Raw genomic sequence first — 16,731 nt, 5'->3', positions numbered from 1 at the left:
TCTCATCCCAAACGCACCCGGCCCGTCGAGGCGACCACCTCGCCGACACGGTATTCCAGGTCCAGGCGGCGACCGGCATCCAGGCGAAGCGACAAGATCACATCCGCCTCGGGCAGGATCGCATGACGGAACTTTATCTGAAAGTCCCGGCCCACCGCCGGCTCCAAACCGAAATACCGTTCGGCCAGGCGAAGCGCCCAATCGAGCTGAAGCACGCCGGGCAGGATGGGGTGGCCGGGGAAATGCCCGTCGAACGCGGCCGCCCCGGCGGACAGCCGAAAGGCGAGAACGACCGAGCTCTCATCGGGGCGCTGACACGAGACGATGTCCGGAATGGTCATCCCCGATCTCCGAACAGGGCCTGGATATCGGCCCGGCGCCGCTTGCCCATATCCGCATCCGGCAAAGCGGGGACGAAACGCCACATCCGGGGCATGCCGGCGGGCTCCTGAGTATCGGACAAGTCGCGGCGCAGCAGCCGGCCGAAACGGAACGATCCCAGCTGAGCCAGGCGTTCGGCGCCGGCCGGGCTGGGAACGACCGCGGCGGCCAGACGCGCCGGATCCCCCGGCAGCAGGGCGACGGCGGCGGCGGCGACCCAGGGCAGACGCAGCAGCGCCTGTTCGACATCCTTGAGATCGATCCGCTTGCCTTCGATCTTGACGATCCGATCCATCCGTCCCTGAAAACGAAAGCCGCCGGGAACGGGGGCGACCTGATCGCCGGTCGCCACCCAACCGCTCCCCATGTGAGGGGCCCTCAGCGAAAGCCGGCCATCGGCCTCGGTCCGCATTTCGACACCGGGCAACAAAGACCAGTCCTCGTCCCCCCTTTCCTGCCGGCGCGTCGCGATCACGCCGGTTTCCGTGCTGCCGAAGATTTCCGTCGGCAGAGGTCCGAGAATGGCGGCGGACTGCCGCGCCGCGACGGCCGACAGTGGCGCGCCGGCCGACATGACGCAGGCCGGCCTGCGAGCCGGCGGCACCGGCGCGAGACCGCCCGTGCGACCGAGATGCGCGGGACTGGACACCACCACCGCGCCGGCGGGAAGGACCGCCAGCAGCGTCTCCCACAATTCGTGAGTTTCGGCAGTGAACGGACGTCCCACGGCCAATGGCAACAAAATCCGGAAGGTCAGGCCGTAGAGATGCTGATGGCTGACCGTGGACAGGACCGGGCCGTCGCCGGCCGGCCACAGAGACTCGAGGACGTGGAGTTCCTGCTCCATCATGCCCAGGGATTTGACGACGCATTTCGCTTCGCCCGTGGAACCGGACGTGAAGAAGTGCAGGAGGGGTTCCCCGGTGGGGAGGGAATCGAGGTCGGCACCGGCCCCGCCGGCCCGCTCCAGCAGATCGTCGCCGATCAGACGATCGAAGCGATCCGACAACGCGGCCAGCAGGCCCGGTTGCCCGTTGGGCGGCAAGATGACTTTGGCGCCGGCATGCAAAAGCCCGAACAGCCCCACCGCGAAAACGTAGCTGTCCCGGCAGAACAGAGCGGCCCGGGGACAGCCGGAAAAGGCATGCGCCACCCTCGCCACATCCGCGCGGAACTCGGCGAAATCGACGGGATTTCCGCCGCGCAAGGCGACCGGCCGGGAGCCGGTACCGGGGCCGGTGAAGAGGGCTGCCAGCGGACCGACGATCATGTCCCGGCCCGTCCCCTGACCATCCGCCGGACCAGCAGCTCGCCCAGGAACAGCGAGCCCATGGCGAGATAGGATAAAAGGCCGTTCCAAAGCGTCCAGAGGGCCAACGACCCACAAAGAGCGGTCGCCGCCGAGATCCCCGCATTGGCAACCAGGAAAACGATCCAGACCACCGTCAATTTACGGGTGTAGGCCACACCCTCGGGCGGCAGATCGGGCTCTGTCATCCGGGCGAAGCGCTCGATCACCGTGGGGGGATGGCGCATCGAGACGGCGAAGACGCCGGCCACGCTCAGGCTGACCAGGACCGGATAGGCCCGCGCCGCCAATCCCGGGGCCACCATGGACAAAAGGATCAGGCCGGCGGCGGCGGTGAGCAGAGCCGCCGTCCAGGTCCTGGAACGGACGACACGGCGCAGGCCGACCAGCCGCAAGGCGATCAACCCCAGGCCGAGACACACCAGGAACAGGGGGGGTATCCGGGAAAAGCTCGAATAGACAATCAGGGGATAGGCCAGCCCGCCCAGAACCGCAAGAACCAACCAGGGATTTCTAGGGCCTGTCGTCATTTACCGCTCTTCCGGTATTTTGGTTTGGCGATTCAATCAAAAGACGTCATGCCCGGCCTTGAGCCGGGCATCCACGCCCCCGAACAAGTCTCCGCCGTTCGCTCCCACCACGTGGATAGCCGTGTCGAGCACGGCCATGACGGTTTTTGGGGCCATCAGCACGATATCCCGGCAACTGACGACACGCCCTAGGCCGGAAGGTCATGCGTCTTCAGCAGTCTTTCCAGGCAGTCGACCACGTCGCCGACGGTCCGGACCGCCTTGAACTCCTCGGGCTTCACCCGCCGGCCGGTATATTCCTGCAACTTCACCACCAGATCGACGGCGTCGATGCTGTCCAGATCCAATTCCTCGAACAGCTTGGCGTCCGGCGTGATCTTCCCCGGTTCGATTTCAAAGAGTTCAACCAGATATTCGGTCAATTTCTGGTAAAGCTCGTCGCGGGAAGCCATCACTGCGCTCCCTGCTGCAGACCGATGAAGCGGGACAGGCTGCGCACATTGGCGAAATAGGCCCTCACCTCGTCGCTGACCGTTTCCAGCTTGATCCCGAAACGCTGGCGGATCGCCACGCCGAGTTCCAGGGCATCGATGGAATCGAGCCCCAGCCCCTCGCCGAACAACGGTTCCTCGCTGTTGATGTCCTCGGGCGTGATGTCTTCGAGTTTCAGGGACTCGATGATCATCTTCTTCACTTCATATTCGATGTCAGACATATCCAAGCTTTTCTGCGAAGTAAGTTTCAACGAACCGAACCAGATGCCGCGCCGCCAGACTGCGGCATTGGTGGTCGAGATAGGTGCTCGCGTCCAATACCTCGTCAACGACGAGGCGGAACGAGGGTTTGTGAGGGGGAATGCGCCACCACGGCTCGCCCTTGATCAAGGTGGGCGGATCGCAGGTGATGACGACGAGTTGGATGGACGCCCCCGTCAGCGTGGCCAGATTGGCGAAACCGCGGCGCATCTGCGGAGGGACTCCCGGCAGGCTGCGGGTGCCTTCCGGAAAGATGATCAGGCTGTTTCCCTGATCCAGGGCCGTCTTGCAGGCGGCCACCAGGGTTTCGGGATCCAGGTCGTTGCGGATATAGCCGGCGCGGCGCACCAGCGGCCCCAGGAGTTTATGGTCCCACAGTTGATGCTTGACGATGCACTGGGCTTTCGGAATGAAGGCCATCAAGATGACCACGTCGAGCAACGAAGGGTGGTTGGCCACCACCAGTCGCCCGCCGGGTGCCGCCAACTTGTCGAGCCCCTCGGTCTGCAGAGTCAAAAGACCCAGATGCCGCAGCATCCAGATGTAATGCCGGAACAGGCGGTGGACGATCATTTGCGCGCGCCGGCGCTTCCGTCCCGGCAGCAGGGAAAGAAGCGGCAACACCGTCACCGCCAGCAAACCGCCCCCAAAAAAGATGAAAGCGAACGCGCTGCCGGTGGCGAACAGCCGCCATGAGTAGTCGAGCCTGCGCATCATCGGGTCCAACGCCACAGATGGCGTTCCCCCGGACTTGCCGCCGATGGCGCCCTATCCAACAGAAAACGCAGGAAGTCCTCGGCCGGCGTCCTGGAAACCGGCATATCGGCCGGACGCGCCGAGAGGGTGAGCCCGATGGAGGAACCACCGCCGGCAGCCAGCGTCAGAGCCACGGCGAGAGGGGCGCCATCCTCGTCGAAATCGGAAAACGGCGACGGCAGCTGTTCGTCGTAATAGACGAACAGCACCGGCTCGTCCGGCTTTTCAGCCAGACAGGCGGCGGCCTCCAGCAGACCGCAGCCGAAACTGTCGCGGCCGGCGGCGATCGCCGTATGTCCATGGTGGTTGGACCGTGCGATGGAAAGCAATCCGGCCAGGGCATGATGAACCGAAAGAGTGAAGTCGGCGGGCAAGACCGGCTCTCCCGCCGCCAGACTGTCCATAATCGAGAGCGTGCGAGGAAACTCGCCATGGCGAGAGGCGAATACCAGTCTCGCCGAGGCGGATTGCGGCATGCTCCAGGCGGCGCGCAACGCCTGCTGTCCCAGAGCGCCGACACGGCGGCGCAAAAGCATGGGCACGGGCGCCGAACCGTCGGCCGGACCCGGGCCCGTGTCCGAGCCTGTTCCAGCCCAGAGACGCCACGCCTCCGCCGTCGGCCGTTCCGGCGACCAAGCTTGCCAATTCACGACATGGAAAAAAATTGGTGCCATGGAATCGTTGCCGCCATTCCGCGACGCCCCAGCTTCGCCGCGGAGCGAAGACGCAGGCGCCTTCACCATGTTCCCCACACTAGACCTCAATCAGACCCTCTATCGGCGCCGCACCCCGGCCCCCCCATCCGATATAACGCAGAAGTTATCATAAACATGGGGACGAAAGGGAGATGATTGTTTTCATCACCGGCTCAATCCGCGAGAGGAAAAAGTCCACCGAAACAGGTGGTTCCAGCCCAAAATATATTTTCAATTATTTTAAAAATTTACAGGGCCCCGAATATCGAACCGTCTCGGTGATCAGGTGTCGTCAGCCGCATCCCGTGAGGCCGGAGGATCGGCCGCACAGAACATGTTACAATAATATGACATAAGAGGCACTTTTTTTGAGAAAAATGAATCATGGTTATTTGAAATATCACTATCCATTCATCTCCTTCGGATATATTTCATCCGAATTAACCAAAATTACAGAGAGGTGGGCGGTGCAACTCTTCCACCGCGACGGCATCGTGGTCGGCACGGCGGCCCCATCCTTGACCCTTTCCCCGCAACGCCTGAGCATCGGACTTCTGTATCTGACGGCCTATCTGGCCGTCGACTGGCTCGCCGGCTTTCATCCTCACGAGATGCTGGGCATTCCGCCATGGAATCCGCGGCCGGCCATCGCCTTGGCGTTACTGTTGCTGGGCGGATTCTCCTGGATGCCCTGGCTGGTGGCCGGCGCCCTGGCCACGGTCCTTCTGCCGAAAACCGGAACCGCCGGCGCGGTTCCCGGCTGCCTGACGGCCCTGACCGAAGCCTGCATTTACAGCGGAGCGGCATGGTTGCTGAAACGCCGGCTGCGCGTCGACCCGGATCTCGGCGGCTTCGACGATGTCTTTCGTTTCATCGGCGTCATCGCCGCCGCCGCCGCCCTGATGGCCATGACCTATGTCTTTGCCCTATGGATGTCGGCCCAGGTTCCGGCCGGGCAACTGCCGGCGGCAGTATTTCACTATTGGGTGGCGGACATGGTGGGCGGCCTGGTCATGGGTCCCTTCCTGCTGGTGAATCGCCAAACCCTGCATCACCCGGAGCGGCTGAAGGCGTTACTGTCATGGGAGTGCCTGGCGCTGGCGGCGTTTGTCGGCGGCATTCTCTACATCATTTTTCCGCGGACCGTCGGCTCGCGCTTCTATCCCATGTTCATCCCCCTGGTCTGGATCGCCGCGCGTTACGGCCTGAGCGGAGCCGCCAGCGTCCTGTTGCCCATCCAGGCGGCGTTCGCCGGCTGCATCGCCATTCTGGACCTCGCTCCGAACCAGATCGTCAAACTGCAAATCCTGATGCTGTCCCTCGCCGCCACCGGATTGCTGCTGGGAGCCGTCATTTCCGAACGGGAACGGGCCAGGCGCTCGGTCATCCAGGGCCAGGCGCGCCTGAAGGCGATCATCGACATGGCTCCCGACGGCATGGCGCTGGTCGACGAGGAGGGCCGCATCGAAATGATCAACCGGCAGTTCGAAGCCCTTTCGGCGACGCCGGCCACCGCCATTCTCGGCAGACCGCTCGAATCGGTGCTGTCGCTGCCCGCCCTGGCCGGCGACGGCGAACGGACGCTGCACCGTACCGACGGGACGCAGGTCCCCGTGGAGACCTCGACCTCGACCATCGAAATCGGCGAGCGCCTCACACAAGTCGTGGCCGTGCGCGATATCAGCGCCCGCCGCCGCGCCGCCGTCCGCCTGGGCCAGCGCCGGGCCGAACTGGAATCGGCGTCCCGCAGCAACCTGACCGAGGAATTGGCGGCCGCCCTCGCCCACGAGCTGAATCAGCCGCTGGCCGCCGTCATCACCTATACCGGTGCCTGCCAGCGGACCCTGGCTGGCACAGACATTCCGCCGCGTGCCCGCGAACAATTGTCCAAGGCCGCCGCCCAGGCCGAACGGGCCGGCCATGTGCTGCGGCGGCTGCGCGAATTCTTCCGCAACGCGACGGTCGAGGCCGAGACGGTCGCCGTGACCGACCTGATCGGGGAGGTCCTGCTGCTGCTGGCCGACGAGGCGGCGCGGCGCGAAGCCGAATTCGACCTGTCGGTGCCCCCGGAATTGACGGCGCGCATCGACCGGCTGCAGGTCGAGCAGGTCCTGATCAATCTGCTGCGCAACAGCATGGATGCGATGGACGCTCTCGACGATGAAGACCGCCGGGTGCGGATCACGGCGCAACCGGCCGGCGACGGCATGATCGCGATTTCGGTGGCTGACAACGGTCCGGGGATATCGCAGGAGGTGACGGAAGACCTCTTCCGCCCCTTCGCGACGACGCGGCGCAACGGCATGGGACTGGGACTTTCCATCAGCCGTTCGCTGATCCAGGCCAACGGAGGACGGCTCTGGCTCGCCACGCCGCAGGACACGCGGGGAGCGACGCTCACGTTCACCGTTCCGGCGGCGGGAGCGTGACTATGGACGGAACGCCGCCGACCGTCTTCATCGTCGACGATGACGAAGCCGTCCGCGACGGTCTTGGCGAACTGTTGCGGGCCGAGGGGATCGCCGCGCGCCCCTTCGACTCGGCCGAGGACTTTCTGGCGGCAAAGGTCGAACGCGACGCCGGCTGCCTGATCGTCGATATCCATATGCCGGGCCTCACCGGCCTTGCCCTTCAACGCGACCTGAGCGAACGCGGCGTCCGGCTTCCGGTCATCGTCATCACCGGGCAGGGCGACGTCCCGAAGGCGGTGGAGGCCCTCAAAGCCGGCGCCGTCGATTTCATCGAAAAGCCGTTCAGCGCCGAGACCTTGCTGAAGGCGGTCCACGAAGCGCTGAACCGCGAGGATCATCTGCGGCGCACTCGGAACAGGCTGAGCGAAACCCGATCCTGCCTGGAACTATTGACCGCGCGCGAGCGGGAAGTGATGGAGTTGATGGTCGCCGGCCATCCCAACAAGATCATCGGCATCCACCTGAACATCAGCACGCGCACCGTGGAAAACCATCGCGCCAAGGTGATGGAGAAGATGCGCTGCGATAATCTGTCGGCGCTCATCCATCTGATCTTGCGAATGACGCAGTCCGCGGACGAGGATGCGTGGCGTCCGGGGTGAATCCCGCTCGCCGGCCCAAGCAACACCGAACATTGTTCGGGATCAGGACGCCAGGAGCAGATCCCGGTCCGCCGCCAGGCAATATCCGACACCGCGCACGGTCCGCAGCATCTTGCCGTCGAAAGGTCCATCGATACGCCGGCGCAGCCGGGACGCCAAGGCGTCCACCGCATTGTCGCCGACGCCAAGATCGCCGGCCCACAAGGACTCGATGATCGCGCTGCGCGGCAGCGGGCATCCCGCGTCGCGGGCCAGCAGCACCAAAAGCTGGAATTCCCGCTGGGAGAGCAAAATGTCGTGCCCACGGCGACGGACGCGGCGGCGGCAAAGATCGACGGTCAACTCGCCGATCTGATAGCTGTCCTGGAACCGCCCCAGACGCAACCGCAGAAACGCCATCACGCGACTCATCACCAGGGCGGCCGGAGCATCCCTCTCAATGACGTCGTCGGCCCCCAGGGACAGGCCCCGCCCCCGCTCGGCGGCGGAAAAATCGCCGAGCACCAGAACCAGTTCGGCCTCGACGGCCCGGCGCAACTCGGCGATCCGCGCCCGGGTCGACCGGTCGACGCCGTCGCATTCGATGATCGCGATCTCATAGCCCTGTCCGGCCGGGGAGACGCCATGATCCACCTGCCAGCCGCGCTCCTGGAAAATCCGCTCGACGCGAAGCAGATGTGGCGTCCGATCGCCCCAAAGATATGCCCGCATGCTCCAGCGCCCTCCGCAACCCGCCATCCACCGAGATCAGGACACCAGCATAGAAAACCCTCCACGAGGAGGATATCCGGGCGACTACCTAGACCTGTAAACGACGGCCGTCGCCTCCGGTTCCGTCGCAGAGCAAAAGCCCTTCCCCCCTCGCGGATTCACACATCTTTGCTTTTTCGGCGGAGAAAAATCAGTCGTTTGCCAGCCAAAAACGAAGCAATCCGACGAGTGGCACCGGCGTCCCCGCCCATATGCGCTAGCATAAGCCCTCGCCCGCTTTGCGGGAGAGGGGACGAGCGAAGCGAGTTGGGTGAGGGGAGTTACGCGCGGGAGCGCGGAAAAAGTGTGCAGAAACAAGCAAGTCTTTATGTCGCGCCGACGCTAAGCCCCCCTCACCCGCGGACAAGCGGGAGAGAGGGGGGCGCATCCCGCATCTTGCTGGATCCGTGGCGCCATTATCGGGAACACAGATGAACAAGATGAACACGGATGGGCACAGATAAAGAAAAAGCTCATCTGTGCTTATCTGTGTTCATCCCGTTCATCTGTGTTTCTCTGGAAAGGCGTTGGGAGACAGTGTTCTCCATCTGGTTTTCGCTTCGGATCTTGCCCGCCCTCCCGCTGACGCGGGAGAGGGCTTAAGCTAGCGCATATGGGCACGGAGGCCGGTGCCACTGTTCTATTCACAGCAGGCAAAGCACTGATAAAAAAATACAAAATTTACGATATGTGAATGCCGCAGCCCCTTGCGGGCGAGGGAAAAAACTATGAAGCCCGGCCTTTTTCCCCTCTTCCGCCTCGCAAGTCGGACGGCCGATGGCGCGACGCGACCACACCGTCGGATGAGAAAAGATATCCCATCCCCGGAACCGTCCGCAGAAAGGCGCCGGCACCGACGGCGGCCAGCACGCTCCGCACGCCATGCATGGTCACCGCCAATCTTTGCGGCGAGGAAGAGCGTCCGGGCCAGAACCGCCGCAGCAGGTCATGGGCGTCGCAGGGATGACCGGCCTGGCGGGCCAGGTAGAGAAGAATGTCGAATTCGATCGGCCGCAGGGGCAGTTCCATCCCTTCGTAACGCGCCCGTCTGGCCAGGGGATCGAATTCGAAACCGGCGGGCCGGACCCGTCCGGCCAAAGCCAGCAAATGACGCATCCACAGCGAGAGAACGGCGGGGGCGGCATCCGCCGGCAGGCAAAGGCTGACCCCCGCCTCCAACAGCGCGATCTCCTCCTCCCTCGATGCCGGCGTCAGACAGATGACCGGCCGGTCGCCGGGCATGGCCGGCGCCAACAGGGTGGAAATGGATGCCGGCCGGTCCGCCAGCAACACGGCCGCGTCGAAGCGGCCTTCCCTGATCGCCGCCCCCAGGAACCGGCCAAGACTCAAACGAACGACGAAACCATCGCGACGAAAGTGTTCCGGATAATCACCGATAATTTTTTCACCGGAAAAACCAAGAAGGAGCGTCGCAGTCACGTTATTGAAACAGTCATTAATGAGAAAACTTCATAAGCAAGGTGACCACACCGTTATGTCACGGCCATCATCAAACAACCATTCTTGGAAAAGATTGTCATAAAAACTTAAAACCCACACTTCATGGCAACAAGTATTTCAAAACACATGTTTTTCCCAAATCGATTAAATTTTCGTCAGGTTGCCGTCAAGACGTCCCCCAAGCCCACGGGTACACCGGCCCCATTCATCGGTTATGGCCAGAAGTTGGGGGGTTAAGGTTATGACGAAGCCGAAAGTTCTGCGGGTGGTCCAGGCGGCCCTGTTGGGGGCCTGCGCGGCATCCACCGGCATCACCGCCGAAGCCGCCGAAAACCTCGATCTCGGCACGGTGCAGGCGACGTCGGACGCCGCGCGCGGTGTCGGTTCCAGCAGTGACGCCGAAATCGAAACGGCGCCCTATCAGGCTCCCAGCAGGACGCCTCTCGAAGTGGGCCAGCCCACTTCGCTGGTCAGCCAGCACTTCATCGAAAACAGCGTGCCTTCCAGCGGCAACTACGACGACGCGATCAAATTCACGCCCAGCCTTTCCAATGTCGAACCGAACGGGCCCGGTCTGCAGGAAAGCAAGATCATCACCATCCGCGGTTTCCAGGACGGCCAATACAACATCATCTTCGACGGCATTCCCTGGCTTGGCTCGCCCACCGACTTCCACCATCAGTCGGCGGTCTATTTCACCCAGCATGATATCGGCTCGGTCGAAGTCGATCGCGGCCCGGGATCGGCCTCGACCATCGGCGTCGCCACCTTCGGCGGCACCGTCTCGCTGAAATCGCGCGACCCGGAAGAACTGCCGACGATCAACACCTACAGCAGCTTCGGCAGCTTCAACACGGCCATCTGGGGCACCGAGGTGGACTCGGGCAGCGTCAAGGCCGCCAACGGCGCGGCCATCATCGCCGATTTCTCCCATGAGACGTCGGACGGCTACCTGACCAACGCCAGCAGCCGGCGGGCCAACGGCTATATGAAGGTGGTCAGCCCGCTCAACACCAACACGGCCTTGACCGTCGTCGGCATGTACAACGACACCTTCCAGCATATCCCGACCGGCTCGACGGCGGCCCAGATCGCCCAGTACGGCGCCGATCACGGCCTGTCGACCAACGCCCGCGACCAGGGCTACTACGCCACCAACTACGGCACCTACAACACCGATTTCGAATATATCGGACTGGTGTCCGACCTGGGCGACGGCTGGGGGATCGACAACAAACTCTATACCAACTCCTTCTACAAGGTCGGCTACCAGGGCAAGGATGTGAACGGAGCGGCGGCCGGGACCCAGGGATCGAGCTATCTGTGCTCGAAATCCCTGGGCGCCGCCGTCTGCGGCTACACGCCCACCAAGTCCTATTACCTGAACGGCGTTCTGACCACCTTGAACAACGACGTTCCCGGCAAGGTCTCCGAGCAGAAATACCGGTCCTATGGCGATATCTTCCGCTTGTCCAAGGACGTCGGCGCCTCGCAGCTGAAAACCGGCATCTGGTTCGACCGCGCCACCAACAACTATTCCAGCTACAACGTCGACTGGAGCAAGGGCGGAACCACCTACACCACGAGCGCGACGGGCTCGGCCTATTCCTATCTGATGCAGGACTGGCTCAACACCGCCGAGCCCTACGTCGAGATGGACTGGAAGCCGATTCCCGGCCTGACCATCACCCCGGGCGTGAAATACGCCGTGGTCCGCCGCACGGTCGACGCCACCATCGACAAGAACACCGGCCTGCCGGCCAACGAGGGGCACACCTGGATGTCGGTGCTGCCGGCCATTCAGGCCAATTATGTCCTGCAGCCCGGCTGGACGACCTATGCCCAGGTCGCCAAGGGCTTCGAGGCGCCGCCGCTCGACGCCCTTTACACCAATGGCAAGGCGGCGTCCGTCGATTCCACCAAGACGTGGAACTTCCAGGTGGGAACGGCCTGGCAGACCGACCGGCTGGCGCTGTCCGGCGATGTCTACTACATCGATTTCACCAACTACTTCTTCGAAACCACCGACGCCACCACCAAGAACACCGTCTTCACCGAGGCCGGCGGAGCCATCTATCAAGGCGTCGAGGTCGAAGGCACCTATTATCTCGGCCACAGCGTCAGCGCCTACGCCAACGGCTCGCTCAACAGCGCCAAATACACCCGGACCGGCACCTACGTCGCCCAGGCCCCCAAGGAGACCGCCGCCCTGGGCCTGATCTACAACGACAAGAGGGGCTTCTACGGTTCGCTGATCGGCAAGTTCGTCGGCCCGCAGTTCGGGCAGAACGCCACGACCACCGACCTCGCCGACCAATATGCCATCGGTTCCTACATGTATGCCGACCTCGCCGTCGGCTACACGCTGAAGGCCGAACAAGGGGTGCCCGCCTTCCTGCGGGAAATCGGCCTCAGCCTGAAAGTCACCAATCTGTTCGACAACCACAGCATCGTCGGGTTGGCGGGAACCACCTCCGATTCCTCGGCCAACACGGTGCCCCTGTGGTGGACCAATCCGGGCCGGGGCTTCTTCGGTTCCGTCTCGGTCAAATTCTGACGAGGGGGCGGCGGGAAAACGCCGCCCCCTCCCCCCTCCCCGACATCAGCGCATGGAGAATCCGCTCATGACGACCGCCTATCTGCTTCATCTCGCCACCGAATCGGGCGGCATTCTCTACATCATGGCTTTTCTGCTGACCGTGGCGCTCGGCGTGATCATCGAGCGGAGCTGGTTCCTCGGCCGTCTGATCCGCAAGGGAGACATGCTGCTTGGCGAGCTGTCGCGGTTGCGCCATCTGGATCCCTCCGCCATCCGCGAGCTCAAGGACCGCGCCGTCGACGATCCACATGGAGAGATTCTGGCGGTTCCCCTCGATTTTCCTGAAATATCCGATCCGCACCGCCTGTCCGAACTGCTGGAGGAGGCCATCCTGGCCCAGGCTCCGCATATCGACCGGCGCATGTGGATGCTCGACACCATCGTCACCCTGGCTCCGCTGCTGGGCCTCCTGGGCACCATCATCGGCATGTTCAACTCCTTCGAAGTGCTGGGCAAACCGGGCAGCGCCCCCACCGAGATCACCAGCGGCATCGCCGAAGCCCTGGTGGCGACGGCCTGCGGCCTGTTCATCGCCATCGTCGGCCTGGTCTTCTTCAACGGACTGAACAATGCCGTCCGCCTGGTGATCCATCAACTCGACCGGATCAAGGTGACCCTGGTCAACCGGATGGACGCGCCCAGGCACGCCGTCCAGGCCCATGCGTCCGTCGCGTCCGCCCCGCTCCACGGCCTGACCACAGCCGCCGCGAAAGGTTGATCATGCGGTATTTCGAAAGACGCAAGGCCCGGATCGAGATCATCCCGATGATCGACATCATGTTCTTCCTGCTGGTCTTCTTCGTCATGGTGACGCTGCGCATGATCCCGGCCAACGGCATCGCCTCGCAATTGCCGCAAAGCGCCACGGCGCAGGAACTGCCCCATCCCAAGCTGGTCATCACCCTGCTGTCCGATGACGCGATGGAAATCGACCAGCGGCGCCTGTCGCCGGCCGATCTGACCGAGACGCTGCGTCGGCAACCCGAACCGGAAAAGACCACGGTCACCATCGCCGGTGCCAGGACGGTCACCTTGCAGGGATTGCTGGCGGTGATGGACGCCTGCCGTCTGGCCGGCATCACCCAGGTCGGCATCGCCGCGCAAGAGGCGCATTGACATGACGGCACGCGCCGAGCGCCGGCCGTCGCGGCGGATGCCCCTGCCCCTGGCTTTCGCCATCGCCGTGGCGATCGAGGTCATGATCTTCAGCATCGTCACCGGACGGCCGCAAAAGCCGGCCGCGCTGACACCCCAGCCGACGGTCGTCATGCAGGTCAATCACGTCGATCTTCCCGAACCGGCGCCGGTCCCCGTGCCGGTGCCAAGGGATCCGCCGCCGACGCCTGCCCCCGCCCCGCCGAAGGCCGTGGCGCCGAAGCCCGCCCCGCCCAAACCGGCACGGGCGATAGCGGTCCCGCGAGCCGAGCCGGCCGCGGCGGCCGAGACCGTCTCCGCCCCTCCGCAGCCGATCGAAAGCGTGACGCCGGCCCCCGCCGCCCGGGAACCCGCCGCCCAGGCCGCCGCGACGGCGACCCCGGCCCAGCAGCAGGAGGCGGTCCGGTTTGAAACCTTGCTGCGGGCGGCCGTCCAGGCGGCGGCCAAATTTCCGGCGGCGGCCAAGGCCATGGGCCGGCAGGGCCGGGTCCGCGTCGGGTTCGATTTCGAGGACGGCCGCGTCAGCGCCATCCATATCGTCGAATCCGGAAGCTTCCCGCCTTTCGACACGGCGGCGGCGGCGGCCGTGGAAGAAGCCGACTATCCCCCGGCTCCGGCCCATTTGCGGCATCAGACGCTGCATCTGACGGTCTGGGTCGAATTTCTCAAGAAGGGCTACTGACCCCATCCGGGTCGCCAGCCCTCAAAAGACACCAAAGATCAGGAAGGATTTCGTCATGACCAGGAAAACCAAGATTCTCGGCATCCTGCTGGCCGGGCTTGCCGTCGCCGCGACTCCCGCCCGGGCGGCTCCCGATCTCCGGCTTGAAAAAGTGGTCATCCTGATCCGGCACGGTATTCGCTCCCCGACCAAGAACACCGAGGAACTGTCGAGATACGCCGCCGAAACATGGCCGTCCTGGACCGTCGGGCCCGGCGAACTGACCGCGCATGGCGCCCGCGTAACCGCCCGAATGGGCGCTTACCTGCGCCAACGCTACGCGGCGGCGGGATTGCTTCCCGCCCGGGGCTGCCCCGACCGCCGCTCGCTCCTCTTCCGGGCCGACAGCGCCGACCAGCGGACTCGCGCCAGTGGAGACGCCCTCGCCGGCGGGGCGGCCCCCGGCTGCGGCCTGTCGGCCGAGCATGCGCCGGCGGGAACCGAAGATCCGCTTTTCTCATCGAACCGCCGGCAGCTTTGCGCGATCGACGCCGAACGGGCCAAAGCCGAGATCCTGGCGCGAAGCGGCGGCGATCTCGACCGGCCGGGACCCGATTACGACAAGGCCCGCCAAGCCTTGCAGCAGGTTCTGTTCCCCGACGCCACCCAGGCGTCCTGCACCGGCCAAGATGGCGCGAAATGCTTCATGGTGACGGCGGCCAACAGCTTGCGCGCCACCAACGGCAACATCCGGATGGAAGGCCCCCTGGCCATCGGCGCTACCATCAGCGAAAGCATCCTGCTCGAATATGCCGAGGGATTTCCGGCGGGAGCGGTCGGCTGGGGCCGCGCGGCCTCGCCCGAAATCCTGGCGGCGATCATGCCCCTGCACGATCTTTACGCCGACCTGATGCGGCGCACGCCCCACATCGCGTCGCGCCACAGCGCCCTGCTGGTCCGGCGGATCGCCGATCTGCTTGCCGAAACCCCACGGGCCGGGCAGCCCCGCATGGCCACCTTCGTCGGACATGACACCAATCTTTCCAACCTCGCCGGATTGCTCGACGTCGACTGGACGTTGCCCGACCAGCCCGATAAGACCGCCCCCGATACCGCCATGGCCTTCGAGGTCTGGCGCGACGGGGCCAAGGGCGAGCGTTATGTCCGTCTCGTCGTCCATTATCAAACGCTGGAGGAATTGCGTCACCGCACCGACGATCTCCATGCGGGACGGTTGGCGGAATCGTTGATCATTCCCGTCGCCGGCTGCGACGGTCCGCAGGGGCTTTGCCGTTTGAGCGCCTTCACCAACCGCCTGACCGGAAGAATTGACCCCGGCTGCCTCTCCGCATCGTCGGACGGCGAATAAACACACCTATCCAGTATAATTAATGCATTTGAATTGATGTTTCGCGTATTATACAATAATAACACATTATTTATATGTTTATTTTATCGCCGGCACACGAGCCCCGTCATTTCGTCAGGCCGGCGGGAGTCGCAAGGGGATACCGACGCCGTGACCGAGCAACCGGGCATAAACTCTCTTCCCTTCGTCGACATTTCCCGTTTCACCGCCAAGGGACCGGAGCGCGGCGAGTTTCTGAACGCGTTTCGTCGAATCCTTCACGATCACGGCTTTTTTTATCTTACCGGTCACGGGGTCGCCCCACAGCTCATCGACGATGTGCTGATGGGCGCCAGACGTTTCTTCGCCCTGCCGGACGCCGAGAAGCTGACCATCGATATGATCCATTCGCCTCACTTCCGCGGCTACACCCGCCCGGGATGGGAATACACGCGGGGAGAACGCGATTGGCGGGAACAACTCGACGTCAACAGCGAAACAGAAGCCGTCCCCCTCTCTCCAGATGACCCGCCGTGGCGCCGGTTATCGGGACCGAACCAATGGCCCTCGGCGCTCCCGGAACTGCGGCCATTGCTCCTCGCCTATCAGGCCGAAGCGACGCGGGTGGCCATCACCGTGCTCAGAGCCATCGCGGCTGCCCTCGGCCAGGACGACGACGTCTTCCGGGAGGTCTACGAGCCATTGCCCACCCAGTTGCTCAAGCTGATCCGCTATCCGGGCCGCCAGGAGACGACGAGCGCTCAAGGCGTCGGCCCCCACAAGGATGGCGGCCTGGTGACCATCCTGCTCCAGGACACCGTCGAAGGACTGCGCGTCCGTACCGAAGAGGGCGTCTGGCTCAATGCTCCGCCCATTCCCGGAACCTTCGTCGTCAATACCGGCGAGTTGCTGGAAATGGCCACCAATGGATTCGTCCGTGCCGACATCCATGACGTGATATCGCCCCCCGCCGGTTCCGAGCGGTTCTCGGTGGCATTCTTCCTGGGCGCCCGCCTCGACGCGACAATCCCGCTCGTCGAACTGCCCGAACCCTTGCGGGCGAAATGCCGGGGACTTACCGCAGACCCATTGAATCCGCTGTTCCGCGAGGTCGGCCGCAACGTGTTGAAAGGCCGGCTCCGCTCCCATCCCGACGTCGCCCGGCGCCATCACGCCGACTTGCTGTCCCTCGACGAGCAGAACCGTCAGACCTCCGCGTCCGCCTATTAATCCCTCCGGCGACGAAACCCGCAAGAAA

At 63.9% G+C, this 16,731-nt stretch carries 17 protein-coding genes; 8 read left to right on the top strand and 9 right to left on the bottom strand.

Translation table 11 applies throughout. The features are described from left to right. Positions 1–2 precede the first annotated feature (2 nt). From CWS72_RS10865 to CWS72_RS10835, 7 genes are all read right to left on the bottom strand, one after another. Positions 3–341 carry an ApeI family dehydratase gene (locus tag CWS72_RS10865; RefSeq protein ID WP_101250629.1) on the bottom strand — a complete coding sequence of 113 codons (339 nt, stop codon included), beginning with the start codon at positions 339–341 and terminating at the stop codon, positions 3–5. Continuing rightward, on the bottom strand, positions 338–1,651 hold the full coding sequence (locus tag CWS72_RS10860) for an AMP-binding protein (RefSeq protein WP_101250628.1): 1,314 nt from the start codon (positions 1,649–1,651) through the stop codon (positions 338–340). Before CWS72_RS10860 ends, CWS72_RS10865 begins: the two co-directional genes overlap by 4 nt. Next, positions 1,648–2,220: a COG4648 family protein gene (locus tag CWS72_RS10855; RefSeq protein ID WP_101250627.1), complete on the bottom strand. Its 573-nt coding sequence runs from the start codon at positions 2,218–2,220 to the stop codon at positions 1,648–1,650. The genes CWS72_RS10860 and CWS72_RS10855 overlap by 4 nt, the downstream gene beginning before the upstream one ends. 188 nt (positions 2,221–2,408) lie before the next feature. Then, a complete protein-coding gene (locus CWS72_RS10850; protein ID WP_101250626.1) occupies positions 2,409–2,672 on the bottom strand; it encodes an acyl carrier protein in 264 nt (87 codons plus the stop codon). Further along, entirely contained in the window at positions 2,672–2,935 is a 264-nt protein-coding gene (locus tag CWS72_RS10845; protein WP_101250625.1) for a phosphopantetheine-binding protein, read from the bottom strand. The genes CWS72_RS10850 and CWS72_RS10845 overlap by 1 nt, the downstream gene beginning before the upstream one ends. Further along, a complete protein-coding gene (locus CWS72_RS10840; RefSeq protein ID WP_101250624.1) occupies positions 2,928–3,692 on the bottom strand; it encodes a lysophospholipid acyltransferase family protein in 765 nt (254 codons plus the stop codon). Before CWS72_RS10840 ends, CWS72_RS10845 begins: the two co-directional genes overlap by 8 nt. Next, complete coding sequence (locus CWS72_RS10835; protein WP_420824060.1) at positions 3,689–4,273, bottom strand: beta-ketoacyl synthase chain length factor; 585 nt, start codon at positions 4,271–4,273, stop codon at positions 3,689–3,691. Before CWS72_RS10835 ends, CWS72_RS10840 begins: the two co-directional genes overlap by 4 nt. A gap of 620 nt (positions 4,274–4,893) precedes the next feature. Between CWS72_RS10835 and CWS72_RS10830 the strand changes: the two genes are divergently transcribed. Both CWS72_RS10830 and CWS72_RS10825 read left to right on the top strand, forming a co-directional pair. Then, positions 4,894–6,855 carry an ATP-binding protein gene (locus CWS72_RS10830; protein ID WP_158240594.1) on the top strand — a complete coding sequence of 654 codons (1,962 nt, stop codon included), beginning with the start codon at positions 4,894–4,896 and terminating at the stop codon, positions 6,853–6,855. A gap of 2 nt (positions 6,856–6,857) precedes the next feature. After that, positions 6,858–7,499 (top strand): response regulator transcription factor, encoded by a 642-nt coding sequence (locus CWS72_RS10825; RefSeq protein WP_101250621.1) that lies wholly within the window; start codon positions 6,858–6,860, stop codon positions 7,497–7,499. Positions 7,500–7,541: 42 nt separating this feature from the next. Here the strand turns inward: CWS72_RS10825 and CWS72_RS10820 are convergent, their stop codons facing one another. After that, positions 7,542–8,210 carry a response regulator transcription factor gene (locus CWS72_RS10820; RefSeq protein WP_158240593.1) on the bottom strand — a complete coding sequence of 223 codons (669 nt, stop codon included), beginning with the start codon at positions 8,208–8,210 and terminating at the stop codon, positions 7,542–7,544. A gap of 765 nt (positions 8,211–8,975) precedes the next feature. After that, entirely contained in the window at positions 8,976–9,689 is a 714-nt protein-coding gene (locus CWS72_RS10815) for a winged helix-turn-helix domain-containing protein (RefSeq protein ID WP_101250619.1), read from the bottom strand. 262 nt (positions 9,690–9,951) lie between these two features. On the opposite strand from CWS72_RS10815, the gene CWS72_RS10810 reads away from it, so the two are divergent. The 6 genes from CWS72_RS10810 (at position 9,952) to CWS72_RS10785 (ending at position 16,703) form a co-directional block, all read left to right on the top strand. Then, positions 9,952–12,267, top strand: a complete 2,316-nt coding sequence (locus CWS72_RS10810; RefSeq protein ID WP_158240592.1) for a TonB-dependent receptor — start codon at positions 9,952–9,954, stop codon at positions 12,265–12,267. A gap of 67 nt (positions 12,268–12,334) precedes the next feature. Further along, positions 12,335–13,027 (top strand): MotA/TolQ/ExbB proton channel family protein, encoded by a 693-nt coding sequence (locus CWS72_RS10805; protein ID WP_146002707.1) that lies wholly within the window; start codon positions 12,335–12,337, stop codon positions 13,025–13,027. Positions 13,028–13,029: 2 nt separating this feature from the next. After that, positions 13,030–13,425 (top strand): ExbD/TolR family protein, encoded by a 396-nt coding sequence (locus CWS72_RS10800; RefSeq protein ID WP_101250616.1) that lies wholly within the window; start codon positions 13,030–13,032, stop codon positions 13,423–13,425. 1 nt (position 13,426) lies between these two features. Further along, positions 13,427–14,146, top strand: coding sequence for a TonB family protein (locus CWS72_RS10795; RefSeq protein WP_101250615.1), 720 nt, complete (start codon positions 13,427–13,429; stop codon positions 14,144–14,146). A 55-nt stretch (positions 14,147–14,201) separates the two neighbouring features. Then, complete coding sequence (locus CWS72_RS10790; RefSeq protein WP_101250614.1) at positions 14,202–15,494, top strand: histidine-type phosphatase; 1,293 nt, start codon at positions 14,202–14,204, stop codon at positions 15,492–15,494. Between the two features lie 150 nt (positions 15,495–15,644). After that, positions 15,645–16,703 (top strand): isopenicillin N synthase family dioxygenase, encoded by a 1,059-nt coding sequence (locus tag CWS72_RS10785; RefSeq protein ID WP_241911677.1) that lies wholly within the window; start codon positions 15,645–15,647, stop codon positions 16,701–16,703. Positions 16,704–16,731: the final 28 nt, after the last annotated feature.

This window comes from Telmatospirillum siberiense (assembly GCF_002845745.1).
Lineage (GTDB): Bacteria > Pseudomonadota > Alphaproteobacteria > Rhodospirillales > Magnetospirillaceae > Telmatospirillum > Telmatospirillum siberiense.
This window is presented reverse-complemented; position numbering and strand designations above follow the sequence as displayed.

Bases quoted from the DNA above. Each gene is read 5' to 3' on its own strand.
- CWS72_RS10805 (WP_146002707.1), top strand. From the start codon at position 12,335: ATGACGACCGCCTATCTGCTTCATCTCGCCACCGAATCGGGCGGCATT.
- CWS72_RS10845 (WP_101250625.1), bottom strand. From the start codon at position 2,935: ATGTCTGACATCGAATATGAAGTGAAGAAGATGATCATCGAGTCCCTG.
- CWS72_RS10820 (WP_158240593.1), bottom strand. From the start codon at position 8,210: ATGCGGGCATATCTTTGGGGCGATCGGACGCCACATCTGCTTCGCGTC.
- CWS72_RS10800 (WP_101250616.1), top strand. From the start codon at position 13,030: ATGCGGTATTTCGAAAGACGCAAGGCCCGGATCGAGATCATCCCGATG.
- CWS72_RS10825 (WP_101250621.1), top strand. From the start codon at position 6,858: ATGGACGGAACGCCGCCGACCGTCTTCATCGTCGACGATGACGAAGCC.
- CWS72_RS10865 (WP_101250629.1), bottom strand. From the start codon at position 341: ATGACCATTCCGGACATCGTCTCGTGTCAGCGCCCCGATGAGAGCTCG.
- CWS72_RS10840 (WP_101250624.1), bottom strand. From the start codon at position 3,692: ATGATGCGCAGGCTCGACTACTCATGGCGGCTGTTCGCCACCGGCAGC.
- CWS72_RS10860 (WP_101250628.1), bottom strand. From the start codon at position 1,651: ATGATCGTCGGTCCGCTGGCAGCCCTCTTCACCGGCCCCGGTACCGGC.
- CWS72_RS10795 (WP_101250615.1), top strand. From the start codon at position 13,427: ATGACGGCACGCGCCGAGCGCCGGCCGTCGCGGCGGATGCCCCTGCCC.
- CWS72_RS10810 (WP_158240592.1), top strand. From the start codon at position 9,952: ATGACGAAGCCGAAAGTTCTGCGGGTGGTCCAGGCGGCCCTGTTGGGG.
- CWS72_RS10850 (WP_101250626.1), bottom strand. From the start codon at position 2,672: ATGGCTTCCCGCGACGAGCTTTACCAGAAATTGACCGAATATCTGGTT.
- CWS72_RS10855 (WP_101250627.1), bottom strand. From the start codon at position 2,220: ATGACGACAGGCCCTAGAAATCCCTGGTTGGTTCTTGCGGTTCTGGGC.
- CWS72_RS10790 (WP_101250614.1), top strand. From the start codon at position 14,202: ATGACCAGGAAAACCAAGATTCTCGGCATCCTGCTGGCCGGGCTTGCC.